21 protein-coding genes and 4 pseudogenes are annotated in these 22,548 nt (G+C 58.1%); 14 read left to right on the top strand and 11 right to left on the bottom strand.

All coding sequences use genetic code 11. The features are described from left to right. Positions 1–2: 2 nt before the first annotated feature. Entirely contained in the window at positions 3–188 is a 186-nt protein-coding gene (locus tag OKW40_RS16790) for a DUF3562 domain-containing protein (RefSeq protein WP_184060932.1), read from the bottom strand. A gap of 384 nt (positions 189–572) precedes the next feature. Between OKW40_RS16790 and OKW40_RS16785 the strand changes: the two genes are divergently transcribed. The 3 genes and pseudogenes from OKW40_RS16785 to OKW40_RS16775 form a co-directional block, all read left to right on the top strand. Then, positions 573–1,025: a hypothetical protein gene (locus OKW40_RS16785; protein ID WP_429356394.1), complete on the top strand. Its 453-nt coding sequence runs from the start codon at positions 573–575 to the stop codon at positions 1,023–1,025. 186 nt (positions 1,026–1,211) lie between these two features. After that, positions 1,212–1,919, top strand: a complete 708-nt coding sequence (phoU, locus tag OKW40_RS16780) for a phosphate signaling complex protein PhoU (protein WP_184060934.1) — start codon at positions 1,212–1,214, stop codon at positions 1,917–1,919. A 60-nt stretch (positions 1,920–1,979) separates the two neighbouring features. After that, positions 1,980–2,503, top strand: a pseudogene (locus OKW40_RS16775) (OB-fold nucleic acid binding domain-containing protein); the annotation flags it as partial. An 85-nt stretch (positions 2,504–2,588) separates the two neighbouring features. On the opposite strand, the gene OKW40_RS16770 reads toward OKW40_RS16775, so the two are convergent. From OKW40_RS16770 to OKW40_RS16760, 3 genes and pseudogenes are all read right to left on the bottom strand, one after another. Beyond that, entirely contained in the window at positions 2,589–2,978 is a 390-nt protein-coding gene (locus OKW40_RS16770; protein ID WP_184060935.1) for a response regulator, read from the bottom strand. A gap of 548 nt (positions 2,979–3,526) precedes the next feature. Beyond that, positions 3,527–3,706, bottom strand: coding sequence for a DUF2934 domain-containing protein (locus tag OKW40_RS16765; protein ID WP_184004408.1), 180 nt, complete (start codon positions 3,704–3,706; stop codon positions 3,527–3,529). Positions 3,707–4,013: 307 nt separating this feature from the next. Beyond that, positions 4,014–4,214, bottom strand: a pseudogene (locus OKW40_RS16760) (cold-shock protein); the annotation flags it as partial. Between the two features lie 68 nt (positions 4,215–4,282). Here OKW40_RS16760 and hfq point away from each other — a divergent pair. Next, on the top strand, positions 4,283–4,576 hold the full coding sequence (gene hfq, locus OKW40_RS16755; protein ID WP_260321168.1) for an RNA chaperone Hfq: 294 nt from the start codon (positions 4,283–4,285) through the stop codon (positions 4,574–4,576). A 23-nt stretch (positions 4,577–4,599) separates the two neighbouring features. Here hfq and OKW40_RS16750 read toward each other — a convergent pair whose 3' ends face one another. After that, entirely contained in the window at positions 4,600–4,863 is a 264-nt protein-coding gene (locus tag OKW40_RS16750) for an XRE family transcriptional regulator (protein WP_184060937.1), read from the bottom strand. 817 nt (positions 4,864–5,680) lie between these two features. Between OKW40_RS16750 and phaP the strand changes: the two genes are divergently transcribed. Together phaP and OKW40_RS16740 are read left to right on the top strand one after the other, a co-directional pair. Then, positions 5,681–6,253 (top strand): TIGR01841 family phasin, encoded by a 573-nt coding sequence (gene phaP, locus OKW40_RS16745; protein ID WP_184060938.1) that lies wholly within the window; start codon positions 5,681–5,683, stop codon positions 6,251–6,253. A 411-nt stretch (positions 6,254–6,664) separates the two neighbouring features. After that, positions 6,665–6,772 (top strand): annotated as a pseudogene (locus tag OKW40_RS16740) (cold-shock protein); the annotation flags it as partial. Positions 6,773–7,214: 442 nt separating this feature from the next. On the opposite strand, the pseudogene OKW40_RS16735 reads toward OKW40_RS16740, so the two are convergent. Beyond that, a pseudogene (locus OKW40_RS16735) lies at positions 7,215–7,457 on the bottom strand (hypothetical protein); the annotation flags it as partial. A 421-nt stretch (positions 7,458–7,878) separates the two neighbouring features. Between OKW40_RS16735 and OKW40_RS16730 the strand changes: the two are divergent. Together OKW40_RS16730 and OKW40_RS16725 are read left to right on the top strand one after the other, a co-directional pair. After that, a complete protein-coding gene (locus OKW40_RS16730) occupies positions 7,879–8,430 on the top strand; it encodes a hypothetical protein (protein ID WP_429490568.1) in 552 nt (183 codons plus the stop codon). Positions 8,431–8,802: 372 nt separating this feature from the next. After that, a complete protein-coding gene (locus tag OKW40_RS16725) occupies positions 8,803–10,578 on the top strand; it encodes an SWIM zinc finger family protein (RefSeq protein ID WP_429491990.1) in 1,776 nt (591 codons plus the stop codon). Between the two features lie 10 nt (positions 10,579–10,588). Here the strand turns inward: OKW40_RS16725 and OKW40_RS16720 are convergent, their stop codons facing one another. Together OKW40_RS16720 and OKW40_RS16715 are read right to left on the bottom strand one after the other, a co-directional pair. Next, positions 10,589–12,115, bottom strand: a complete 1,527-nt coding sequence (locus OKW40_RS16720) for a hybrid sensor histidine kinase/response regulator (protein ID WP_429490566.1) — start codon at positions 12,113–12,115, stop codon at positions 10,589–10,591. 186 nt (positions 12,116–12,301) lie between these two features. Beyond that, entirely contained in the window at positions 12,302–12,562 is a 261-nt protein-coding gene (locus OKW40_RS16715; protein WP_260321171.1) for a hypothetical protein, read from the bottom strand. Positions 12,563–12,759: 197 nt separating this feature from the next. On the opposite strand from OKW40_RS16715, the gene OKW40_RS16710 reads away from it, so the two are divergent. Then, positions 12,760–13,593 (top strand): transporter substrate-binding domain-containing protein, encoded by an 834-nt coding sequence (locus OKW40_RS16710; protein WP_429490564.1) that lies wholly within the window; start codon positions 12,760–12,762, stop codon positions 13,591–13,593. A gap of 272 nt (positions 13,594–13,865) precedes the next feature. Here OKW40_RS16710 and OKW40_RS16705 read toward each other — a convergent pair whose 3' ends face one another. The 3 genes from OKW40_RS16705 to betC form a co-directional block, all read right to left on the bottom strand. Next, complete coding sequence (locus OKW40_RS16705) at positions 13,866–14,756, bottom strand: substrate-binding periplasmic protein (protein WP_429490562.1); 891 nt, start codon at positions 14,754–14,756, stop codon at positions 13,866–13,868. A gap of 179 nt (positions 14,757–14,935) precedes the next feature. Beyond that, on the bottom strand, positions 14,936–15,661 hold the full coding sequence (locus tag OKW40_RS16700; protein ID WP_184060942.1) for a GntR family transcriptional regulator: 726 nt from the start codon (positions 15,659–15,661) through the stop codon (positions 14,936–14,938). Between the two features lie 104 nt (positions 15,662–15,765). Beyond that, positions 15,766–17,316, bottom strand: a complete 1,551-nt coding sequence (betC, locus tag OKW40_RS16695; protein WP_429490560.1) for a choline-sulfatase — start codon at positions 17,314–17,316, stop codon at positions 15,766–15,768. Positions 17,317–17,806: 490 nt separating this feature from the next. On the opposite strand from betC, the gene OKW40_RS16690 reads away from it, so the two are divergent. From OKW40_RS16690 to OKW40_RS16670, 5 genes are all read left to right on the top strand, one after another. Beyond that, positions 17,807–18,937: a porin gene (locus tag OKW40_RS16690; RefSeq protein ID WP_260321173.1), complete on the top strand. Its 1,131-nt coding sequence runs from the start codon at positions 17,807–17,809 to the stop codon at positions 18,935–18,937. A gap of 466 nt (positions 18,938–19,403) precedes the next feature. Next, a complete protein-coding gene (locus OKW40_RS16685) occupies positions 19,404–20,237 on the top strand; it encodes an amino acid ABC transporter ATP-binding protein (RefSeq protein ID WP_184060944.1) in 834 nt (277 codons plus the stop codon). A 10-nt stretch (positions 20,238–20,247) separates the two neighbouring features. After that, a complete protein-coding gene (locus OKW40_RS16680) occupies positions 20,248–20,919 on the top strand; it encodes an amino acid ABC transporter permease (protein ID WP_184060945.1) in 672 nt (223 codons plus the stop codon). Between the two features lie 10 nt (positions 20,920–20,929). Beyond that, positions 20,930–21,595, top strand: coding sequence for an amino acid ABC transporter permease (locus OKW40_RS16675; RefSeq protein WP_429490558.1), 666 nt, complete (start codon positions 20,930–20,932; stop codon positions 21,593–21,595). 41 nt (positions 21,596–21,636) lie between these two features. Further along, positions 21,637–22,509, top strand: a complete 873-nt coding sequence (locus tag OKW40_RS16670; protein WP_260321174.1) for a dihydrodipicolinate synthase family protein — start codon at positions 21,637–21,639, stop codon at positions 22,507–22,509. The last annotated feature ends 39 nt before the right edge of the window (positions 22,510–22,548 follow it).

Below are 22,548 nucleotides of genomic sequence, written 5' to 3'. Positions count from 1 at the left end.
CCCTAGTGCCGATGTCGCAAATTCTCGCGAACACGCTTGGCCACGAGAACTGTCATGTAATCCATCACCCGCGCGCCGTCGCTGTATTCGGCCCGCGTGTCCTCATACAGCTTCGACACGGTCTCGGTGGGGGTATTGGTGTCGGAGGCAATAGCCTTGATGACATCCTCAGCGTTGGGCTGGGCCATGGCGCTCTCCTAGCGTTGAGTAGGAACGGCAACTTCGGGAGGTCGATTAGACGACGCTGCCCAACCGCATGCAAATTGAATAGACCTATCGCTTCGTTTTGTCTTTAGGGACGCTTTTGTGTTCTGTTGACCACTGGTGCGCTTACTCCAATACTTGGTGCCCGACACAGATGAGCTGCGAAATGCACATGTTCGGCGCGCACTGCACAAAATCAATCTTTTCAGCTACTTGTCCCGCTTGCCCGGGAATTGTCCACAGCCTTGCAAACAGATTGTATGGACAACTTGATGGTCCTGGCATGAGGGCGGCATCTCGAATGCGGTCTGGCAATCGCAAATTAACGGTATATACTGTTTATACCGTTAATCAGTCTGGAGATGGTCATGAGTGAACCCAGCGTGAGGAAGCCGACGAAGAAGGCCTTTCACTTCCCGAAGAATGTCAACGGCCATGCGAAAGCCGATGAGAAGCCAGCGGATGAGAAGAGCGTGGCCGCAGCCGCAGCGCCAGATGCCCAGCCGGCTCCGACGAAGGCCGGCAAACAGAAGCGCGCGAAACCCGTTGAGGCAGCGCAAGTCAGTCCGGCAGCCGAGGTGAAAGCGAAACGCGCGAAGAAAGAGAAGGTGGTTCGCGACAGCTTCACGATGCCGAGGTCCGACTACGAGAAAATCGCGGCGCTGAAACAGAAGTGTCTCGACGCAGGCGTCTCGGTGAAAAAAAGCGAGCTTCTTCGCGCTGGTCTGCTCTTGCTGGACTCGGCCCCCACCGCCGAGGGTCTGCTGGCAGCTGTTTCTGCGGTCGAAACCGTCAAGACTGGTCGACCAGCAAAATCGTAGCTGTACCACGGTCCGAACGGATTGCCCGTGCGGGCCGGGGTTCGCCGCTGTGCTTCGCTGAATGCTCCTGCACGGTTCCTGGAACATCGGCCACTGTTCCATACGACGCGCGCCATGACGTGATGGAGCGGTCACGAAACCGCGCGGCGATTACAAAAACAGCTGGGTTGGCTGGCACGGATTCCTATGCCCGATAACCACCTTTCCAGTCGATTCGACGCTGACATCAACCACGTATTGTCCAAGGTTTTCGAGATGGGCGGTTTCGTTGAATCGCAAGTCATGAATGCGATGCAGGCGCTTAACCACCTCGATTTGGACCTGGTCGACAGAATCATCGCCGACGAGCGTCGAGTCAATGCCATCGAAGCAGAGGCCGATGAAGAGTGCATCAACATCATCGCGCGGTACCAGCCGGCTGCACGCGACCTGCGTCTGCTGATGGCCATTTCGAAGATCGTCACGAACCTCGAGCGTGCTGGGGATGAAGCGCGGAAGGTCGCTAAGCGGACTCGACGCATTGCAGAAGACCACAATGCACCGACCATCAATGTCGCGGAAATCGCGTTATCCGGTGAGATGGCCATGACTATCCTCCGCGGTGCGCTTGATGCATTCGCGCGCCTCGACACAGTTGCCGCAGCACAAATCGTCCGCGACGACGACGCTATCGATGACCAGTTTCGTTTGTTCGTCCATGAGCTGGTGAAGTACATGATGGAGGCTCCCCGAATCATCCCCATCGCGCTGGACTACCTCTTCATCGCAAAGGCCATCGAACGCATTGGCGACCATGCGACGAACATAGCGGAATTCATTATCTACGTAGTCAAAGGCAAGGACGTGCGCCACGTTTCCCGTGAACAACTCGAACGCGAAGCATTCGGTCAATGATAGAGCGTGAAAGCAGGACGAAGCAGGGAGCGCATCGGTCGCGAAGACGGACTGACAGCGATGCGCTTCTCCTCGCCTTCGCAGTTAGTACGGGATGCACAACGCCATGGCGTCAAGGTGCTGCCAGTCGATGTGACCATCAGCGTTTGGGACTCGTCGCTTGAGCACAGTGCCGGCATCGTCGCTGACTATCTCGGTCTGTCGGTCTTACGCTTGGTCGACATCCGCTCGAACTGCTGCGGCCGGAGTTGCTCGCAAACCGGCTGATGCCAGCGTCGACTCTGCGCACCTATCGCGACGAGCGGCTCGCACGAGGCTGCGGTCTTGTTACCGCACGGCAACGGCCGGGCACTGCGAAGGGAGTCATGTTTGTGACGCTTGAAGACGAGACCGGCAACGTGAATGTAATCGTGTAGCCGAGCCTGCTCGAGAAGCAGAGAAAGGAAGCGCTCGGCGCATCGCTACTTGCCGTGTACGGAACATGGCAATGCGAAGGTGAGGTTCGACATCTGGTCGCGCAGCGCCTTGTCGATATGTCTCACCTGCTTGGCGGCCTGATTACTGCGAGCAGAAATTTTTGCTGACTTACCAACGTGCCTTTGGAATCGGCATTTCCTTTCAACAGCCATCTTTCGATTTCCCTCGTCAGCACAAGAGGCGGCTTTTCGACTACGTTGTCTTGCGGCGCTGTTGCTCGCGATGGGTTATGTGGTCCGCCAGCAGCCGTCGCATTGTGGCCAGCAACACCGGTCCGTCCACGGGTTTGGGAAGGAAGCCGTCGTAATTGATGAAGGCCGGTGGACTGGGTTCGCCGGAAACCAGTATGAAAGCAACGTCAGCTAGTCCAGGCAGCGTGCGCAAACGATGACAGAGTTCGCTGCCCGACATCACCGGCATGCGCCAGTCGGCGACCACTATGTCGACTGGGGATTCGATGAACATTGCCAATGCTGACTGGCCGTCGCTCGCGCTTCTTACATCAAATCCGTCAGTGGCACAGATCGCGCCCCACGCGGCCAAAGCCTCCGCATCATCGTCTACCAGCAGTACGCTTGTCATGACCAATTGCAAGAGTCGCCACATGTCGTTTGGCAGCTTGATGCAGGTCAAAGTTCACGGGCCATGCATCGACGCCGCATACGCGCAGGGTGCGGGAACAGGTGGTGGAGGGGGCGCCGGTGCAGGCCAGGGTGGCACCGGAATGGGAACGCCGAAAGCAAGCGGCGCTACAAAGTCACCATCTGGAGCGTCCGGCGCAAACACCATGGGTAAGTCGGGCGATATGTCGCAGAAACAGACGAAGCCGAAAATGCAGAAGAAGAGGGAATGAATGCGCCCGCCTCTGACAGCAGTGGAATGAAGAAGACTTACAAGGGTGTCGCTGCGGAGGCACGCCGTTTAACCTGCCAGGTCAGCCTCGCGGTCAGGAGCGCGGTGCGGCAGGACACCAGCGACGCTGGATAGCGTCCGGAACGTCGAGTGGTCGGCGCAAAGCGACAACGAAGAGGCTCGTTGCGAGCATTGCGCCGCTGTCGCTCCGCCTTCAATAATTGCAACTCGACCAAGCGGTCAATGGCGGCTCTTCGTCAGCGCCATTCCAGTTTTCGTCACAGCGGCAGCCGCCCCTTTAGGTCGGCTCCGCTCCCGTCGGCATCGGATTCTTCCTCTTCTATCTGTGCGCGGGGTTGCTCCCAATACTCGTCGGCGCGACCGTCGGGGCTGCCGTCTTTTTCCCGGAGCTCGTAGGCCCGTACACGAATCTTCTCTTCCCGCGAAACGTTGTCCATTGCTCAATCCTCCAGAGATTTTTCGCGAGCAGCTACTCGTGAAGTTGCTCCGCGTGCCAGTTTCACAGCGGAAGGCGAAAGCGTCGATGCGGGAGCAGAAAGGCCCACGCCGACGAACGTGTCGAAGCAATTGGCGTCCGAGTCATGCGTGATGACGCCGCCGCGCCGCGCTTCGCGTTGACTTCCAATCTCGGCGCTTGGTGGCGGATTCTGCTTTTTCGACAGGCGCTCCTGGCCGACTCCGCCTTGAAAGTACGACGCCTGACGAACCGGCGCCGTAAGCGGCAAAGAGACAGACTATCTCCTGGACTGGCTTGATATCCGCGGCTTGCTTGCCCTTCGGCCCTATCTTCACGTCGAAGCTGACCTCCTGATTCTCTTGCGGCGACTTGAACCCGTCTGCGCTGATTCCCGAGAAGAGGGCAAACAGGTCTTCACCGCTGCCATCCGACGTGATGAAACCAAAACCCATCGCATCATTGAACCACTTTACGGTACCGCTTGCCATCATTGTGTCCAGAATCGAAAAGGCTGGCCGCTTCAGGTATCGCCGGTACAATCCAAGGACCTATCGCCTTGACCTTGAACATGACCGGACGCCCAGGCGTACAAGACGATTTTTTGCAGATGCCCGTGAACGACAAGACCACCGTAAACGTGTTCCTCGTGAACGGCATCAGACTGAGCGGTCAACTGGCCGCCTTTGACCAGTTTGCAGTTCTGCTGGAGTCTGGCCCGGGTGCGCAACTTGTCTTCAAACATGCCACTTCGACCGTGTTGCCAGTCAATGGCAGGAGCCAGGCACGTGACCCGACCGAGGTGCCGGTGAGTGGCGACAAGCCGAACCGCGTGCGAGGCCGTGTCCGATGAGAACTGCCATGACATGCTGTCGCTTACGCTTGACCTGCGCATAGCCAGACGACGTCCACGTCGAGAAGTTCAGAAAGGCGCGCACAATCCGTGCTCTTCGGAACGGTAACTCCGGCGCGCCAAAGGGTCACCTCGTGTTCCGGTACGCCGAGTGACCTGGCCACCCGACCGGAGGTCACCTTGGCGCGCTTGATGGTCATGTCCAGTCGTGCAGCGAAGGCCCGCCTGGAGCCGTTGTGTTTGAGAGTGCCTTGCAGATGTACATCAAGATTCGGACGACGATTCATGACGTGCAATGCTCCTGTAACTCATCGTGACCAAACCTACGTGCTTCAGGCTACGAAGGTGTGACACGACTTCGATGTTGATGCTTGCGGTCGAACGCCATCACTCGGGCTGGCATGTCGTTCGCGTGAACTTCACTGCACCTGAACGCCCGTTGCGGCGCGCCTTCCCCGCTCTGACTTAACGCTTTAAATGCCCGGTGTAATCGACACGGATACCGTTTTCCCTATCCCGTACGTGGCCAGAAGTCACTCCGCCGCTTTCTTCGAGTGAAGTAGCAGCGCAATGACAACGCTCGCAGACGTAGGTCTGTCGGAAAACCTACCCGGAGGTCGGCACCTGTTCGTGCGTCACCGGCTTTGGTCACCAGCAGGTCCGGGAAGTTCCAGTGGCGAATATCTGCTTGCGTGGAAAAGAGCGGCGTGCTGTTCCACGACCTCGTCACACATCGCGATGATGGTCTCCGGCGAAAGCGCCATCGCAATAAGGACGCAGACGCATCCAGCAGGTGGCGGCGAGAGAAAAAACACCCTTTTTCAAGTGTGCCCCAGATAGGCAGATTCAATTGGCGCCCCGACCGCTGCCGTCCTGTAATTGTATTTTCGTCGTTTGCAGTTCCTGCATCTGTCGACGTCCGCAGAGCACCCTTACGCAGCCCAGTGCTGAGGACGTTGTACGGGCTCGTGGCCAAGACCAATACGCCTGCGGAGCCGGTGTCGAAAATGCAGCTGCTCGGGAGCTTCCATACGACGCGCTTCATCAGTTGGTCACCGTTGCCGAACATGCTGGGCGTTGGGCATACATCTTCCGGAGGCGAACATGGCTGATTTTCAGGGACAGGCTGCTACAGCGCAGCAAGCTAATCTTGACTTCTTTTTCGGCCTGGCCAGCAGAATGCTGGAGGGCGAGGAAAAGCTCGTCAGACTGAATCTGGATACGGCCAAAACGACGCTTGCCGATTGGCACCAACGCGAGCAAGACGGGCTGGCGAAGAAGGACCGACAGGAAGTTACCGGTCTGCAAGATGCGCTGGCGCTGCACTCGGCGGAGAAGGTCCTGACGTACGAACGTCAGGTTGCGGAAATTGCGTCGACCACGCAAACGCAACTGGCAGAGGTCGTCAATGCGCGGTACCAGGAGGTCAGCCGCCAGGTTCAATCGTTCGTCGAGAATCTCGCGCAAAACGCCCCGGTCGGCTCCGAAGCCGCAATCGCATTTCTGAAACAAGCTATCACGCTGGCCAACACCACTCAGGAAAGCGTGCAAAAGGCCACGAAGCAGGCAGTCGAAGTCGCGCAAAGTAACCTGGACGCCGCAACAAAAGCCGCATCGGAGGTGACCGAAGCGGCTGACCAGGCAGTCGAGAAAGCAGCAAAAGCGGCGAAGCAATAATTTGAAGGAACGTTGAACCCGTGGTCGCACGGCGCGGCGACCTAACGCGCCTGGCCGCACACTGCGACCTGGCCGCTATCGGACAAGCCCAGCTCTCGTGGGCGCTGGTCGGCCGTTCGGGCGCACGTCATGTCCGCCCACGTCTGTTACCAGGCTCGCGCCGAGACGGGTGCTCTTCAAATTTTGTCGGGAACGGACGTCCCACGTAAAAAAACAGCCTCGTACAGAGGCGGCAAGTCACTACTTGGGAATACTGGGCGATGAAATCTCCCCTTAACGCTAAAGGGGCCTCAGACGTTCGAGTGAGCTGTGCGCCTATTGGACTTCCACTCAGAGAACATTGCGCAACGGGTATTGTTTCGTCAAAGCCATCCAATCCAAAACCGTGGGAGGATCTGTTGCGCACTTCCCGAGGTTCAGGCAAAAGGCTTCAAATCGCTGCAGGAAAACCAGAAGGTAAGCTTTGGCCGGAAGCAAGGCCCGAAGGGTAAGCAGGCAGCGAAAATCTATCCAAGCTAACACCTCAGCGCAACTCGCTGACACGCAAAAGAATGGCCTTAGCTCAATCGCAGTTACGTTATCCGAGACTCCGACAGTGAAGTTGTAGTCTGCTGTGGTACATGGGTCAATCCGGGTAAAACGCCGATTCTGAGCGCTCGACATTTCGCTCGTTCCCGGCGCGGCCGCGTCGAGATGCTTAGCAGCAAAACTCAGAACTCGTTCAGTTCCCGTCGCTCGGGCGGTCTGCACCTGCATAGCTCACGCTTGCTCGATTTGTGCCGGGACGGCCGAGGCGCCGTGCAGTGGCGCCCCACGTGTCCGTGGACTTCGCTCATCTTACGAAAATGCGGCTCGATAGCCGTGCACCGGCCCGAAACCAGATTGAATCCCGAGCGCCGCGATTGAGCGCGGCGAACTCGTGACCGTCATCAAAAGGTGGCGGCGGGGCCCCCTGCACGAGAGGGTGCTCTGCAGTTGACTTCCGCCTATTGGCAGTGGGCGGGAACACGCTCCACCTGCCGTCATCGTGCCTGAAGAAAAACAACGCGCGCGCTCCGGCTGGTGACGACGTTTCGACGCACACGTAGCGTCTCCCATTCCCTGCGGTGCGACTGAATCTGGTTACATGAACGTGCATCGTGGGAGCCGGTGCGAGCCACTTTTCGACCTGACAACGCAGGGACTGCCCGTTCGTGTTTTTCATGTTCCGCTCCAGCAGGTTTTCCGTTCAGGTAACGGGACGGTTTTCACCGTTCATCTCCTTAACGCCGCAGACGCCCGCAATGTTGACCAGGGATTTGTGATTTCTGAAACCGGATATTTCGAGGTGAGTGGGCCTCAGAGAATTGCCAGGAGCTGGACGGCCGACGGCACAGGCCGGCCCGAACCCTGACCATCGACATCCGCGGCGCCCGCGTTGCCTGAGGGCGACTCCTGTCGCCTCGCCATGCATCGGCAGTTCCGGGTTGCTGATAAATCGACAGGATGGACGCCTTGTCAGACAGGTCCGCGAAGAAGTCCGAGTTTTTGCCGCTCAAGGAAAACGCGAACACCGTGCCTCTCACAGCGCTGCGCGACGGGCAAGCTAGAATTGTGCTTCGACTCACGTAGAGAGAAATGAGCAGATGAATGATGCATTCGAGCGCCGTGCCTTGTTGCTTCACCTTGGAGATGTACTGGAGGTCGTGAACCGTCTCCTGAAATGTGGTGACGGCCACAAGACCGTACGCGAACTGGCCGCAGCGCACGACCCGCTTGGAGGCTTCCCGCTCCTCGAACAGGTATCGCCGCGGATGACAGCAGAGCAGTTTGTTCAGCGAGTGTCAGACGCCTTCTTCGCATGGCCACGGGAACTGCTTGAGCCTGAGCTGAATCGCAAGCGTCTTGCTTCCACTGTTCGACGGAGCCTGTTTGCCGACAACGCAAACGGATGGCGTGCGTACGTCGCAGCGTTGCGTAGCGACGTTCGGTGGTTCGGTGTGGGCCTGCCGTCGGTGAAAGCTGGCGAGGACGTGTGCGCTGATTCGACCGATGGCAGTTCCGAAAGCTTGCAGGCGGACGAGGCTCCGAGGGCTGGCGATGTCGAGCGTAATGGCGGACAAGCCGAGGACCAACGGGAGAGCGTTGAAAGCAGTGGGCGAGTCTACCCCTCATGGCCGTGGAAGTCCGACGCGTAAGTTGTGGAGACGACGTGAGGATGGGTGAACGGTTCGCTTGACCTGACTCCACGTCGCCGCTGATTCCGCTGCGTTCGTCGACGTCGACAGGGTCCGAATTGTGCGCTCCGCCGCTCTACGGGAGCGTTACGCTTGGGGCGCTGACAAACCGTGCTGGTAGTACCCCTCGACTGCTTATATCTGTCGTATCGCTCAAGGAAAGACGTAGTACCAACGGACGCGCCTGGTCCCTCCCGAAATTGGAATTCCTCCTGCAGAGTCAGGGAATTTCGCATGCGACGGGCGCCTTTGGGTGGCCGTTGGTTTTGCGGATTCGTGCCACAGCCGATTGGCTCGTGCATCCTTCTTTCTCGCATATCTCCAACGTACGCCATGTCCAGCCAGTCACCACTTCACGACATCATTACCCTCGCCGAAATCCAGTCGCTCGCGGACACGAAAACGTTCGGGCGCGGCAAGGCGTATTTTCATGAGGGCGCCGTATCACGCCTCGAAGAGCGCGATGGTGTCCTTCGCGCGAACGTACGTGGCACGCACAGGTACCGCGTCGAACTTGGCGCGGGCGACGACGGCGAGCTGACCTACGAATGCGACTGTCCGGTCGGCGAGGACGGTATCTTCTGCAAGCACGGGGTCGCGGTCGCCCTGTCGTGGCTCGAGAATACCGGCGCGGAAGTGTTTCATGCCGATGAGTCAAAGCCGGCAAAGCCTCGTAAAAAGCGCAAGACGTACGAGGAGCAGATTCGTGAATATGTTGCGACGCTGAATGCGGAAGCCGTGCGCGAACTGTTGCTGGAAGCGGTCGAGCGCGACATGGCGCTGCGCGACAGGCTGTTGCTCGCGGCGCGTGCGGCAAACGCCAGTGACCTCTCGGGCATGAAGACCGCGGTACGACAGGCGACGCGCATTTCGCGGCCGCTCGACTGGCGCGAAGCCGGCGCGTACGGCGACGGCCTGATGGCGCTCGCGGACATGCTGCGGCAGCGGCTTGCCAGTCCTCAGGCCGCCCAGGTGGTCGAGCTTGCGGAACTGGCGATTGCCGGCGCCGAAGCAAGTCTCGAGCAGATTGATGACTCCGGGGGTGATGTGATGCCGGCCATCATGGAGCTTGCCGCCGTACATCTCGAAGCATGTCGACAGACGCGACCGGACCCAACGAAGCTCGCGGAGCGACTGTTCCGGTTCCAGACCGACGGCGTGTGGGATACCTTCTACGATGTGTTGCCGGCTTACGCCGAACCGCTCGGCGACCTTGGGATTCATCGGTACCGCATGCTTGTAGAAAACGGATGGGACGGCCTGCCGGCACTGGCGCCGAGCAATGAGTTTCGCCGGTCGTTCGACCCGCTACGCATGCGACTGGAACGCGCGATGGAGGCGCTGGCCGACCTCGACGGCGATGTGGACGCACTGGTTCGCATCCGGTCAAAGGACCTGTCGAGTCCCTACCGCTTCCTGCTGGTCGCAGAGCTTTGCGCGAAGCACGGGCGCTACGACGAAGGACTCGCGTGGGCCGAACGCGGCCTCATGGAGTCAGGCAAGAACGTGGACCAGCGTCTGCTCGACTTCTGCATCCAGGAGCACCTGCGGCGCGGCGAATTCGAGAAGGCTGATGTGCTCGCGTGGCAGCGTTTCGGGATGCACCCGGGTGCAGAAGCATTCGCCGCCCTGATGGATGTCGCCAGCGCGACTGGCCAGCATGATATGACACGCGAGCGCGCGCTCAATCATCTGTGGAGTCTTGTTCGTGCTGAAGAGGCGCCGACCAAAGCGAAGCGCAATTCCTGGCAGATGCCGACGCGAACCGAACTGGTCAAAATCTTTCTCACCGGGCGCGAGTACGACACGGGGTGGAAGACGTTCTGCGGCGGTCCCGTGGCGACAACTATGTGGGCAACGATGGCATCCATTCGCTCAAAGACCCATCCGCACGACGCCATTGTCCTGTATCACCGCCTGCTACCCATCGCCGCCGAGAGTGGAACGCGTAACGCCCGTTATGAGGAGGCGTTCGGCATCGTGCGGACTATCGGGAAATTGCGAGCAGAACTGAAGGAGCATGCGCAGTTCGCCGATGAACTGCAGACCATCCGCGAGACCTATCGTGCCAAGCGCAACTTCATGAAGCTGCTGGCGACACTGGGTTAGTCGTGGCTGTCTACTCAAGCGCGCGGCCAATCAGGTCCTGGGGCATGCGCTTCGCCCCCGGTTTCGAAGCTGGCGACGATGCGGGAATCCTTGATGAGTTTTGTTCCCTGCACAATACTCCCGCCGACGGCATATTGGCCGTTCGGGGCGATGGCATGTCCCGTGAGGGGTAGCCTCCTTTATATGTTCCGGATACCGTCCTCGATGTGTCACGAGCGGTGCCAGTCTTTACGATGTCGGGTCGCGTCCCAACGTCTGTGCCAGATTTTCGTAACCAGTGAGTCGGCGGAATTAGCCTGCCCGGGAATGATGCCGTCCCCATCGACACTTTCCGCCGACCGCGACGCCATGAGCGCATGACATCCGCGAGGTCATCGAGCGACAGCGGTTTGATGAGATGGCAGTCAAATATCCGCTCATCAATCTGAGGTCTGCCTGGGGCATCGGTACTGCCGGTCAATGCGACCAGTTTCGTCAGGGAGCATTGGGCGCGAAGGCGAAGTAGTTGTGCGAGCTCGATGCCATCCATCCCTGGCATCGTGATATCAATCAGCGCAACGTCCGGCGTGAATGATTCCACTATCGAGAGCGCGTCGGGTCCGCTCTGTGCCCGCTTCACCTCGTGCCCCTCCAGCTCCAGCAATGTGCCGAGCGCCGCCGTGGCGTCTGCGTTGTCGTCCACGAGAAGGATGCGAGCCGGTGCCATGGTGCGTGTCGCGGACGCGACGGGGGCACTCGTGCTTTTGCAGACAATGGGGAGCTGCACGGTGACTTCCGTCCCTTGGCCTTCACCGTCGCTCGCAACGATAACCGTGCCGTTGTGTGCGGCAACCAGATGCTTCACGACCGCCAGTCCGATTCCGAGTCCGCCTTCTGCCTTTCCGCGTGCTGACGCCGACTGGGCAAACATCTCGAAGACGTGTGGCAGCAGTGACGGCGAAATGCCCGCGCCGTTGTCCCTCACCGTGATGACCGCAGTGCGGGGCGATGAATCGTGTATCGGCTCGATGCTCAGGTCCGGTGCCTCGACTGACAAAGTGATGTCGCCGCCGGGAGGGGTGTATTTCACTGCATTCGTCAGCAGATTCGATATGACCTGGGTGAGTCGGGCAGCGTCGGCGTGAACGGTCACCGGAAACGGCGGAATGGTCACATGGATGCGGTGCTCACCGTTTTTGACGTCGGCTTTCATCGCCGTCACTGCATCGGCCACGATATCCTGGAGCAGCCCGTATGAAGGGCGAGTGGAGAGCTTTCCATGCCTTATCCGGGACGCGTCGAGCAGGTCGCCGACGAGTCGTTTGAGTATCCGCATCTGCCTGTCGGCGATGCCGAGCGCAGACAACACGGCGGGATTATCTGTAGCGAGCTTTCGTGCGGCCGTCAGGGCACTGTCAATGGGTGCGAGAGGATTGCGCAGTTCATGGCTCAGCAACGCAATGAAGTCGTCCTTGCGTGCTTCGGCGAGAGTCAGAGCATTCCTTGATGCCTCCGCCTCTGACGCGCGCGCTTCGGCGTCGGCCTTTGCCCGGGTCATCGTGAGCGCTGCACAGGTGAAGTTCGCGAGACTGGTGAGGATTCTACGGTCCTCGGTATCGAAAACGCGTTCCCTGTCGTGAGACATCACCCACAGGGTGCCCCACGGGTCAGGTTCGCCCGGAATCGGTACGACCAGTTCTTCGATAATCTCGGGGGCAATGTGTTTCAGAAAGGCGAAGTGGCGCTAGGGAAAGGAAAAGAGTTGCCCCGTTGCCAGTTCAAGCGTCACGCCGCCTGGACTCTCCGCAATCGGGATGGTGCTGCCCACGGCGGCAAGGCATGCACCCGAAACCGCGACCCAGCGGAAGATGGGCGTGCCGTCGGTGTCCGTTTCCACTAGGCCGATGCCCGCGCTGCCCGCATCACACACCCTCAGTGCCATATCCGAGAGCGTCTGCAGCATGGTGCCGTCCCACAACGTCAGTGCCTGTGCCAGACGGTGCATCGCGCTGCTTTGCCGCCTCCGCTTCTACCGCCCGGCTTTTGCGTCGGCCTTCGCCCGGAAGGCCAGGGCAATCGCCTAGTTGACAAGTCGAATTTTGACTTCCTATTATGCATACACAGGTGCACACATCTAAGCACACATAGTTGTGTGACGTACGCATGTTCGTCGCCGGGATTCCCCTTGTTTGAGAGGTCATCATGGTTCGGCTGTCTCGTTTTACCCGTCAAGCTTTGTTGTGTCTGGTTGCCGCTGGTTGCGTCATTGCCAGTGTGCCGGCTCGCGCTGACGACTCCTCCGCATGGCAGAGCGTGAAAAAGGCAGGTGTCCTGCGATGCGGCGCGGCGGTCGCGCCTCCGTATGTGATGCGCGACCCGAAGACCGCGGAATACAGCGGCTTCTTCTCCGAGCTTTGCCGAAACTTCGGACAGAACGTCCTGAAGGTGAAGGTCGAGTTCGTCGACACCACGTGGGACAACATCGTTGCAGGTCTGCAGTCGGAAAAGTGGGACCTTTCGATGGCGCTGAACGACACACCGGACCGCGAAAAGGCGATTTCCTTCTCGGTGCCGGCAACGGATTACAACGTTTCGTTCGTCTATAACAAGAACAACCCGAAAATTCCGAAGGGTGCTCACACTGTTGCGGAAATTGACAAGCAGGGCGTGACTATCGCGGTCATGTCAGGAACTGCGCAAGACAAGGCTATTTCGGCAGTTATCAAACAGGCTCAAATCATGCGCTTGCCAGGCAACGATGAGACGCGTCTTGCTCTCATGTCGAAACGCGCTGACCTTCTTGCTGACGCCAACATCACTAACATGCTGTTGACCGAGGCGCATCCCGAATGGGCGGCCACCGTCCAGCCGACCCCGCCTCTTGCTCAGCAGGAAGTCGCATTCGGCGTTCGGAAAGAGACGCCTGCGGCTGACATCGCCGTCCTGAACAAGTACGTCAATGAGCAGGTCAAATCGGGCGCCGTCAATCGCCTCATCAAGACATCGGTCCAGGCCATGCTCACCTCGAACAAGTAACACATAGAGAAGTAATACACCGAGCGCTGCGATGGCCCTGCCGGCATCGCGGCGCCGTTCCATTTGCGATGCGTACAAGTTGCGCAAGTCCTCTCTCCCTGTTCCATTTGCATGGCGCTGCAGCCCAGCCCATTTCAATGACTGTTCGGCTACCTGCGGCTTCAGAGTGGCCTCGAGTTATGCGCTCTCGTCGGGGCGCTGTTCAATCAGTCTCCAATCAGACCGCCAACGGGGTTTTTTAGAGGTCGTTGGCGGCTTGAATACGGAAGTTGTTACTTTGCGGCGTCGAGCATTTGTTGAACCGAAGCCTTCACAAGCTTGTCGACCGACCCAGACTTCACCTGAGACGCAATGAAGTCGTTGAGAACTGCAACGTCCGCAGGCGGAGTACCCTTGCGAAGACCAAACGCAACGTTCTGGTGCGCGAGTGGGGGCGTTGGGCTGAACGCTGCTGCCCAGTCCGGGTGCGCCTGCGTAAGAAGCATGTTCGTGATGCTCGGGTCTGCAACCAAATCTGCTCGGCGGGAAAGAAGGGAAAGCCGTACCTCATCGTCCCCCGGCAAGCGAACAATCTCTGCCTGCTTCAGGGCAGCAGTAATGGCTTTGTCCGCGGCGGTGCCAGACATGACGGCAATTCTGATGTCCTTCTTGTCGATGTCGGCAAGGGAGTGGATACCTCCCGCGAACTTGGGATTCTTCTTGTTGTACGCGAACGACAGGCTGTAGTCGATGGCCGGAGCGGAAAAATCGATGGCTTCCCGTCGGGCAGGCGTGTCGTTGAGCGCCATGGAGAGGTCCCACTTTTCCGACTGCAAGCCGGCGACGATGTTGTCCCACGTAGTGTCAACGAACTCCACTTTGACCTTCAGAATCTTCTCACCGAAGTCACGGCACAGGCTGCTGAAGAATCCGCTGTGCGTCCCGGTACTGGGGTCGCGCATAACATAGGGAGGTGCGACAGCGGCGCCACAGCGAAGTACGCCCGCCTTTTTGACGGCTTGCCACGTGTTTGCATCATCGGCCTTGGCCGGCATGCTTGCGAGGGCAGCGGAGAGAAATGCCGCACATGCTGCGGCACCAAGAGTCAAGCGAGAGTTACCTAACATGTCGACCCCAAAAAAGAAAGTGATGGTGTGGTCAATCAATCCGTTCGAATGGTGCACATCAGTGCATTGAGCTTCTTCACCTGGCAATATTTGACTGGAAATCCGACAAATTAAAATGTCGTCCTAACAAAACTGTCTGAAGCCCGTACCTCCAGTTGACGTAACCCGCTTGTTAAAGGCGACAACCGCCGGATGTCGCGTTCAATACGTCAACCAGCCGACCCAGAACAGGCACCTCATGACCCCTCGACGGTTTTGCTCAGGTCAACCTCAGAGACCTGGTCGCTTCGCATGAATTCGAAAAAGCTCTCCCGAAAGTGCCTTGTCTGTTCCAGCGCCAGGTTGTCTGCCAGGTCGGGTTCGCAGGCGCGGATGGCTTTCAACATCATCTCGTGCTGTTGATACAACTGATTCGCATCGTGTGTCTGTCCCAGGTGCTCGATGTGCAGATTGAACATCCGACGGCGTTCGTCGAGCAGGCGCTCATAGAACGCAGCCAGGTAGGGATTCCGGCCTGCACGCGCTGTCGCCATATTGCAGTTCTTGTGGGCCGCAGAAACGCTGAGATAGTCACCTGTTGCGATTGTCTCGAGCAATTCCTTGTTAGCAGCCGCAATCATGACCAGATCCTCGTCCGTACGATTTGTCGCGGCGAGTCTGCAGTTCAGGCGATGAGCGATACCGAGCGCCTCGACGTACTTCGGGAACGCCTCCAGTTCGATTGGCGACACAATCGTGCTTCGGTTGGGAAGCACGACTGCAAGACCGTCGCCGACCAGCCGAATCAACGCTTCGCGTATCGGGGAACGGGACATCTGAAACCGGTCGGCCAGCGTTGCCTCGTCAAGAAGCCTTCCTGGTCGTTGCGCAAGGTTCAGAATCTCGGTGCGAAGCGTCTGATACACCGTTTTGGTGCTGGTTACCTTTCCTCGGCGCTCGTCGTCAGTTAGGAGAGTGTTCATAGCATGCTTCGTTTTGATTGGATACCGCAGTCAATCTGGTTTGTTCGGGAAGATTGCGGAGAGCCTTCCAGGACTTCCCGACTATCTGGGTCGCCGGGCCGTGTTCAATCGCTGTCGGGCAATCTCAGGTACGACCGCTGTTCTACCTCGGGGAAATACTCTCCGCGACGAACAAACTTCGTGTGGTCGCGAACCGCATTCGGATAAGTTTCCCAGTCGATAACCCGACCAGTCTGCAGCGAGCGCATCAGGAACTGCCTAGTTCGCTGATTGGCCGCGACTTCTTCCCGAAGGTCTTCAAGGTTCCACGTTTCCGCCAGAATCGTCTTGAGTTCTTCGAGGATGGGGCGAGCCTCCGGGTCGTCGGCGAGGTTATTGACCTCACCCGGGTCTGCATCAAGATTATAAAGCTGGGAAGGATACGCCCTGGAATAGACCAGCTTGTACTTTCCCTTTCGCACCATGACGCGTGGAGCTTTCGTCCCGCCGTCAAGGTGCTCAGCAAGAACCACCCGGTCGGGCTCATCTTTCTTCATCAAAGACAGAAGGCTGCTGCCTTCGTAGGCCGTCACGATGGCTTTCTCGTCTCCATTAGCAATGTCAACCAGAGTGGGGAGCACATCGACGAGTGATACGGGGGCCTTTACGCGTCCGGAACCCTTTGCGCGCGGGTCGTAGAAGAAGAGCGGTATGGATAGCGCGGGTTCGAACAGGTTTTTCTTGAACCATAGACCGCGCTCGCCAACCATGTCGCCGTGGTCCGACGTGAACATCAGAATCGTGTCTTTTGCCATCCCGGTGGCTTCGAGGGCCGCCCGTAGTTCTCCCACGCGCTGGTCGATATAGGAAATCATAGCGTAGTAGCCATGCCGCGCGCGCCGATAGACTTCGTCAGTCACGTTGTACTTGTCGAGACCGTAGTGAAAGTACAGGCCGCGGCTATGGGGGTCCATCTTGTCGAGTTCAATTTCGGCGACGCGAGGCTCGTCGATTTCCTCGTCCTTGTAGAGATTCCAGAACTCGGGAGTCGAGACGTACGGGTCGTGAGGCTGCGTGAACGAAACTGTCATGAATAGAGGGCGACCGTCACCATATCGACGCCAGTCGTAGATTTGCTGAACCGCACGCCTGGCGACTTCATCGTCGTAGTCGATTTGGAGTGACCGCGCGACGGCATTCGCGTCGGCGACCGTTTCAACGCTTGACACGCCCTGGGTCTTGACATGCGTTTCCGGGTGCTCCGGGTCGCCGACCTCGTCATAAGTCAGCGGCGTCCAGCTGAAATCCGCGGGGTAAATTTCGGTGGTCAGACGGTCCTCGAACCCATGGTGCTGGTCGGGGCCGACGAAATGCATCTTGCCGGACAGACACGTGTAATAGCCAGCGTCCCTAAGGTAGTGAGCGAATGTGGGAACCGACGCGGGAAACTCGGCCGCGTTGTCGTAAGCGCCAATCCGGGAAGGGAGGCGCCCACTCATTAAAGCAAAGCGCGATGGCGCGCAGAGCGGGTACGGACAGTATGCGTGCTCGAAAACGGTGCCCTCAGACGCTAGCTTGTCCAGATGCGGCGTTTTGCAGACTTTGTTGCCATACGCAGGGAGCGCGTAAGCCGTCAACTGGTCGGCCATGATGAACACAATGTTGGGCTTCTTCATCGAACGTTCCTTGTCACCTCGTCTCACGGCACACCCAGCATCGGTTTTTCGAGGGTTGAGCCATCCCTGTGCTATCCGTTGCATCCCGTTTGGGCCTTCCGGATTTCCTGCAATCATTTTGTCGACTAAAATTCGACAAGTAAACTGTTTTTTTGGGTCGCCACCGGTTTTTCACCTCCGCGTTAACCCGATATATCGCGACACTTCGGTTCGAGCGGTACCTATCCGGTTTTTGTTCGCTTGACCTTGTCGAAAATTGGGCGACATAATCGGCGCAAGTTGCACACTTTGATGTATACACTGCAGCGTTTGAATATCTGAGAGCGCTGTTAGCCGGGCGGTTCGTGGAAGCGAGGCCGGCGGTTCCTCAGGGTGGTGCTGCTGTCGGAGGCGGCAACAGATGTCGACTCCGTGCATGGTGCGGCAGGTCTCCTGCAGGTTGGGTCTTCGTAACGCAAGCTGATTTAAACAATATATTGAGGAGTCCGATATGAAAGCTTCACGGCTGTTTGGCGCTGCTATTGCAATGATGCTCGCAAATGTCGCCAACGCTCAGAGCGGCGCCACCTTGTACGGAATTATCGACGCGGGATTCAACTACGTGAGCAATCTCAAAACCGGCAACGGTGCGCACGCGTTTATGTTGTCCGATGGCCCTCCGCAGGCAAGTCGATTCGGCCTGAAGGGGGCAGAGGATATCGGGGCTGGGAACAAGGTTATCTTTCAGCTCGAGAATGGTTTTAGCGTGGCGAACGGCAATCTCGGCCAAGGTGGCCGGATATTCGGGCGCCTCGCCTGGGTGGGGATGTCGGGGCAGTCTTGGGGTAAGGTTACCCTCGGTCGTCAGTACGACCCGGTTGTTGACTACCTTTATCCGCTGACTTCGTGCGGCACCTACGGCGGCGGATACATGTGCCATCCGTTCGACAGTGACAACATCGGCAACGACTTCCGCGTCAACAATTCCGTCAAGTACACGAGTCCGAACCTGGGTGGTTTCACGTTCGGAACGATGTACGGGATGAGTAATCAGGCCGGAGGGTTCAAGCAAAACCGTGCGTATAGCGTTGGAGGTTCCTATGCGAACGGGCCTATCTATCTCGGCGCGGCATTCGAGCAACTGGATAATCCAGGCACAAACGCCGATGGCGCTGTTTCATCCAATGCAGACGCTCCGTTCGTCGCAGCCCGTCAGCGCATCTACGGTGCGGGTGGAACGTACACGATTGGCCCCGTGAAGCTGGCAGCGTCATGGGCCCGGACGGTGCTTGATGGCATCAAGTCAGGCCCCATCGTTTCCAGCTACCTGCGACTCGACAATTACGAAGTAAACGCGACCTACACGTTCACACCGAGCGTCCTTTTGTCCGGCGGCTACTATTTCACGAGCGGCAATCAAGCTTCCGCAACCGGGGACCTGCATCCGAAATGGCACGAATTTAACGTGATGCTGGATTACATCCTTTCAAAGCGCACGGACGTATTCGCAATGGCCATTTACCAGAAGGCAGCCGGGGATGCGACCTTTGCGAGCATCTACGCAATCGGGCCCACCGCGACGGAGGCACCGGGAAGCGCCCGCCAGACCGTAGTGCGGCTGGGTATCCGTCACAAGTTCTAAATCAAATTAAAGGCTTTCGCATCAGCGGAGGCCTCTTTGCGCACCTTAGCACGCACCGTCTCCCAGGCATCGCAGCGATGCAGTGAGCATGGAGCGGCCGCAGCTGACGTGTTTTTCAACCTTTCACTTTTGCCTGAATTGCTGTCGATATAAGCCTCTCAGCAGCAAGAAATCACTGGCAATTCTGTGCTGCGGGTTAACCCCCTGAGCGGTTTCCCTGAAAACCTCGAATAGAGGTTGACAGTGCAAATTTCAGCCGCCTAAACTGTGTGCAACGCTGCATACATCGAAGAATGCAATGTAGCACGCGGCGAGATGTATGGTGAAGGGCGGTCCGCCCGAAACCCTCCCTGCCGGGTACCAGCCGCCGGACATGAGCGCCTCGGCCGGAGTTGCTTGAAGACCGTCAGTTTTGGCTCGCTTACTTATTCAGGCGCATCGCACGCGCTTCGCTGGAGAGACTTCAATGTTGTCACCCCAAACCATGGCCATTCAACCCAACGGACAATCCGCCGTCCATGACGTTCCCGTCTCCACAACCGGAGACTTCGTCCAGTTTCGCCAGGTGTACAAGTCTTACGGCGAGAACCTTGTCGTCATGGACAAGATGGACCTCGACATGCGTGCTGACGACCGCCTTGTCATCATCGGCCCTAGCGGAAGCGGAAAAAGCTCCCTGCTGCGCGTCATGATGGGCCTCGAGGGAATTCAAAGTGGCGAGATTGGCTTCCGAGGCCAGCCCTACATTCGAGGCGCTGATGCAGGACGTGCAAAACGCATTGACGCCAAGCTCCAGAAGCAAATCGGCATGGTGTTTCAGCACTACACTCTCTTTCCTCATCTGTCGGTGCTCGGCAACCTCATTCTCGCCCCCGTCAAGGCTGGCGGCCTGTCGAAAGCAGAGGCCACCGAGCGTGCGCGGATATATCTCGCCCGGCTGGGGCTGGAAAGCAAGCTGCATGCATATCCGAGCCAGCTCTCCGGCGGTCAGAAGCAGCGCGTTGCAATCGCCCGCGCATTGATGCTCGAGCCAAAGCTGATGCTGTTCGACGAAGTCACGTCGGCACTCGACCCGGAAATGGTCGTTGAAGTGCAGAACGTAATGCTGCAGTTGGCTGAACAGACGATGGCCATGATTATCGTCACGCACGATATGCATTTTGCGCGTGATATCGGCACTCGTGTGGTGTTCTGCGCAAGCGGAAAAATCGTGGAACAGGGCGCACCTGCCGAAATGTTCAAATGTCCGAAAGAGGCTCGCACTCGCGAGTTCCTCGAGAAAGTTCTGCATCTCGACTGAGGTTAAAGCCATGAACTACCACTTTGACTTTAGTTTTCTTGAAGGCAGTGTTGGGGCATTGCTTTCTGGCCTCAGGGTGACGTTGGAGCTGGCTATTGCCTCCAACGCCATGGGCCTTGTTCTGGGCTTCCTTCTTTGTCTCTTGGCGATGAGCCGCTGGGCAGTCGTTCGATGGCCGGCTCAGCTCTTCATCGAGTTTTTCCGCTGCACACCCGCACTGCTGCAGATTGTGTGGTTCTTCTACTGCATTCCGATGCTCGCAGATGTGTTCATCGACCCCATCGTTATGGGCGTGCTTGCGCTCGGCCTGAATCTCACTGCCTTCAACGCGGAAGCGTATCGAGCCGGTGTCCAGGCAGTTCCCAAGGAGCATCTCGACGCGTGCGTTGCGTTGGGACTGCGTCCCTGGCAGCGTACGTTCTACGTCGTGCTGCCACAAGCCCTGCGAAATGCGATGCCTGTTCTGATGACCAACGGCATCGGCAGTCTTCAGCAAAGTGCTCTGGTTGCCATCGTTGCTGTTGCTGACCTGATGTACGTCGCCAAGAGTCTCGCGACTGAAGCTTATCGTCCTCTCGAGACTTACTCCGTCGTGGCGCTGATTTACTTTGCACTAACCTTGCCCATCTCGAAGCTAGTGCATCTTGTCGAGCGCCGGCAGGACGCGGCTATGCAGCGATAAGGAACTGAACATGAGCCTCAACTTTTTTGCCGTCTTTCCCTATTGGCACGTCCTGCTTAAGGGGCTGGGCATTACGCTGGCTTTTACAAGCAGCTGTGCAGTGATAGGGAGCCTCGCAGGATTCATGTTGAGCCTGCTGCGGATGTCGCCGACACCATGGGTTAAAGGGCTGACCACTTTTTATGTCCAGTTCTTCCGCGGCACGCCACTGCTGATTCAGCTTTTCTGGGTCTTCTTTTGCTTCCCGGTTATTTTCCGGATACCGATTCCTCCGTACCTGTCAGTCGTTATCTCACTGACCATGTACATGGCAGCGGTTACGAGCGAGACCTTCCGTGGAGCCCTGAAATCAATTTCGGCCGAACAGCATGACGCATGTACCGCCCTCAGCCTCACACCGCAAGCGAAGGTTCTCTATGTGATTTTTCCACAGGCACTGCTCAGGGCGGTTCCGCCGCTCCTTTCGAACATTGTCAGCCTGTTCAAGGAGAGCGCGCTCATCTCGTCGGTGGGTGTCGCAGACCTGATGTTTGTTGGAGAGAGCATTTCCAACAGCACGGCTCGGCCGGTGGAGTTCCTGACCGCAGTTGCAATTATTTACTTCCTTGTCGCGTTCCCGCTGACACGTCTGGTCGGGCTGGTTGAATCGCGCTTCCTCAGACGTTTTGCCTATTAACCCAACCAGTATTTTTGATTGTCGGAGTAACTCAAATGCAGATGAAAGGTATCCTGCCCGCACTCGTCACCCCGTTCAATGTGTCCGGTGCGGTCGACCACGACACGCTTGCGTCCATCCTCGAGTTCCAGCTCAAGGCTGGCGTCAGTGGATTCGTTCCGCTGGGCTCGACGGGCGAATACTACGCGCTTACGCACGACGAGCGACGCGCCATCCTGAAGACGGTCCTTGAAGTCGTGGGTGACCGCGGCATGCTCATCGGCGGCGCAAACGGCTCGTGCACGCGCGAAGTCATCGAACAGGTCCAACTGGTCCGCGACGCGGGCTACAAGAACGTTCTCATTGCTCCGCCGTACTACGCGCTGCCGTCGCAGGAAGAGCTTATCGGCCACTACGAAGCCATCCTGAAAGCAGTTCCGGACGTCGACATCGTCCTGTACAACTACCCTGTTCGCACGAATGTCGAAGTGGGCTTCGGCGTGCTGGACGCGTTCAAGGACAACCCGCGCGTCATCGGCATCAAGGAAAGTAGCGGCAACCTGTTGCGCGCCATCGAAATCGGCGAGAAGTACAAGGACAATTACCAACTGTCGTGCGGCTCGGACGACCAGGCGCTCGACTTCTTCCTCTGGGGCGCGAGCAGCTGGATTTGCGGTCCGGCAAACTGCTTCGTGAAGCCGGTGGTTGATTTCTACAACAAGTTCACCGCTGGCGATATCCGCGGCGCGCAGGACGTGATGCGTTCTCTGTTTCCGGTTATGGCGACCATGGAAGCAGGCAAGTTTGTGCAGAAGGTGAAGTACGGTTGCGAACTCGCCGGCTTCAAGGTCGGTCCTGCACGTATGCCGCTCAAGCCGCTCACGGACGAAGAAAAGACAGCGTTCCGCGCTGTTTTTGAGGCCGCCCAGGTCTGACGCACGCGCGCCGACGGACACATTCCGTAGGCGCATTTC

Source organism: Paraburkholderia sp. RAU6.4a (assembly GCF_050435625.1).
Lineage (GTDB): Bacteria > Pseudomonadota > Gammaproteobacteria > Burkholderiales > Burkholderiaceae > Paraburkholderia > Paraburkholderia tuberum.
This window is presented reverse-complemented; position numbering and strand designations above follow the sequence as displayed.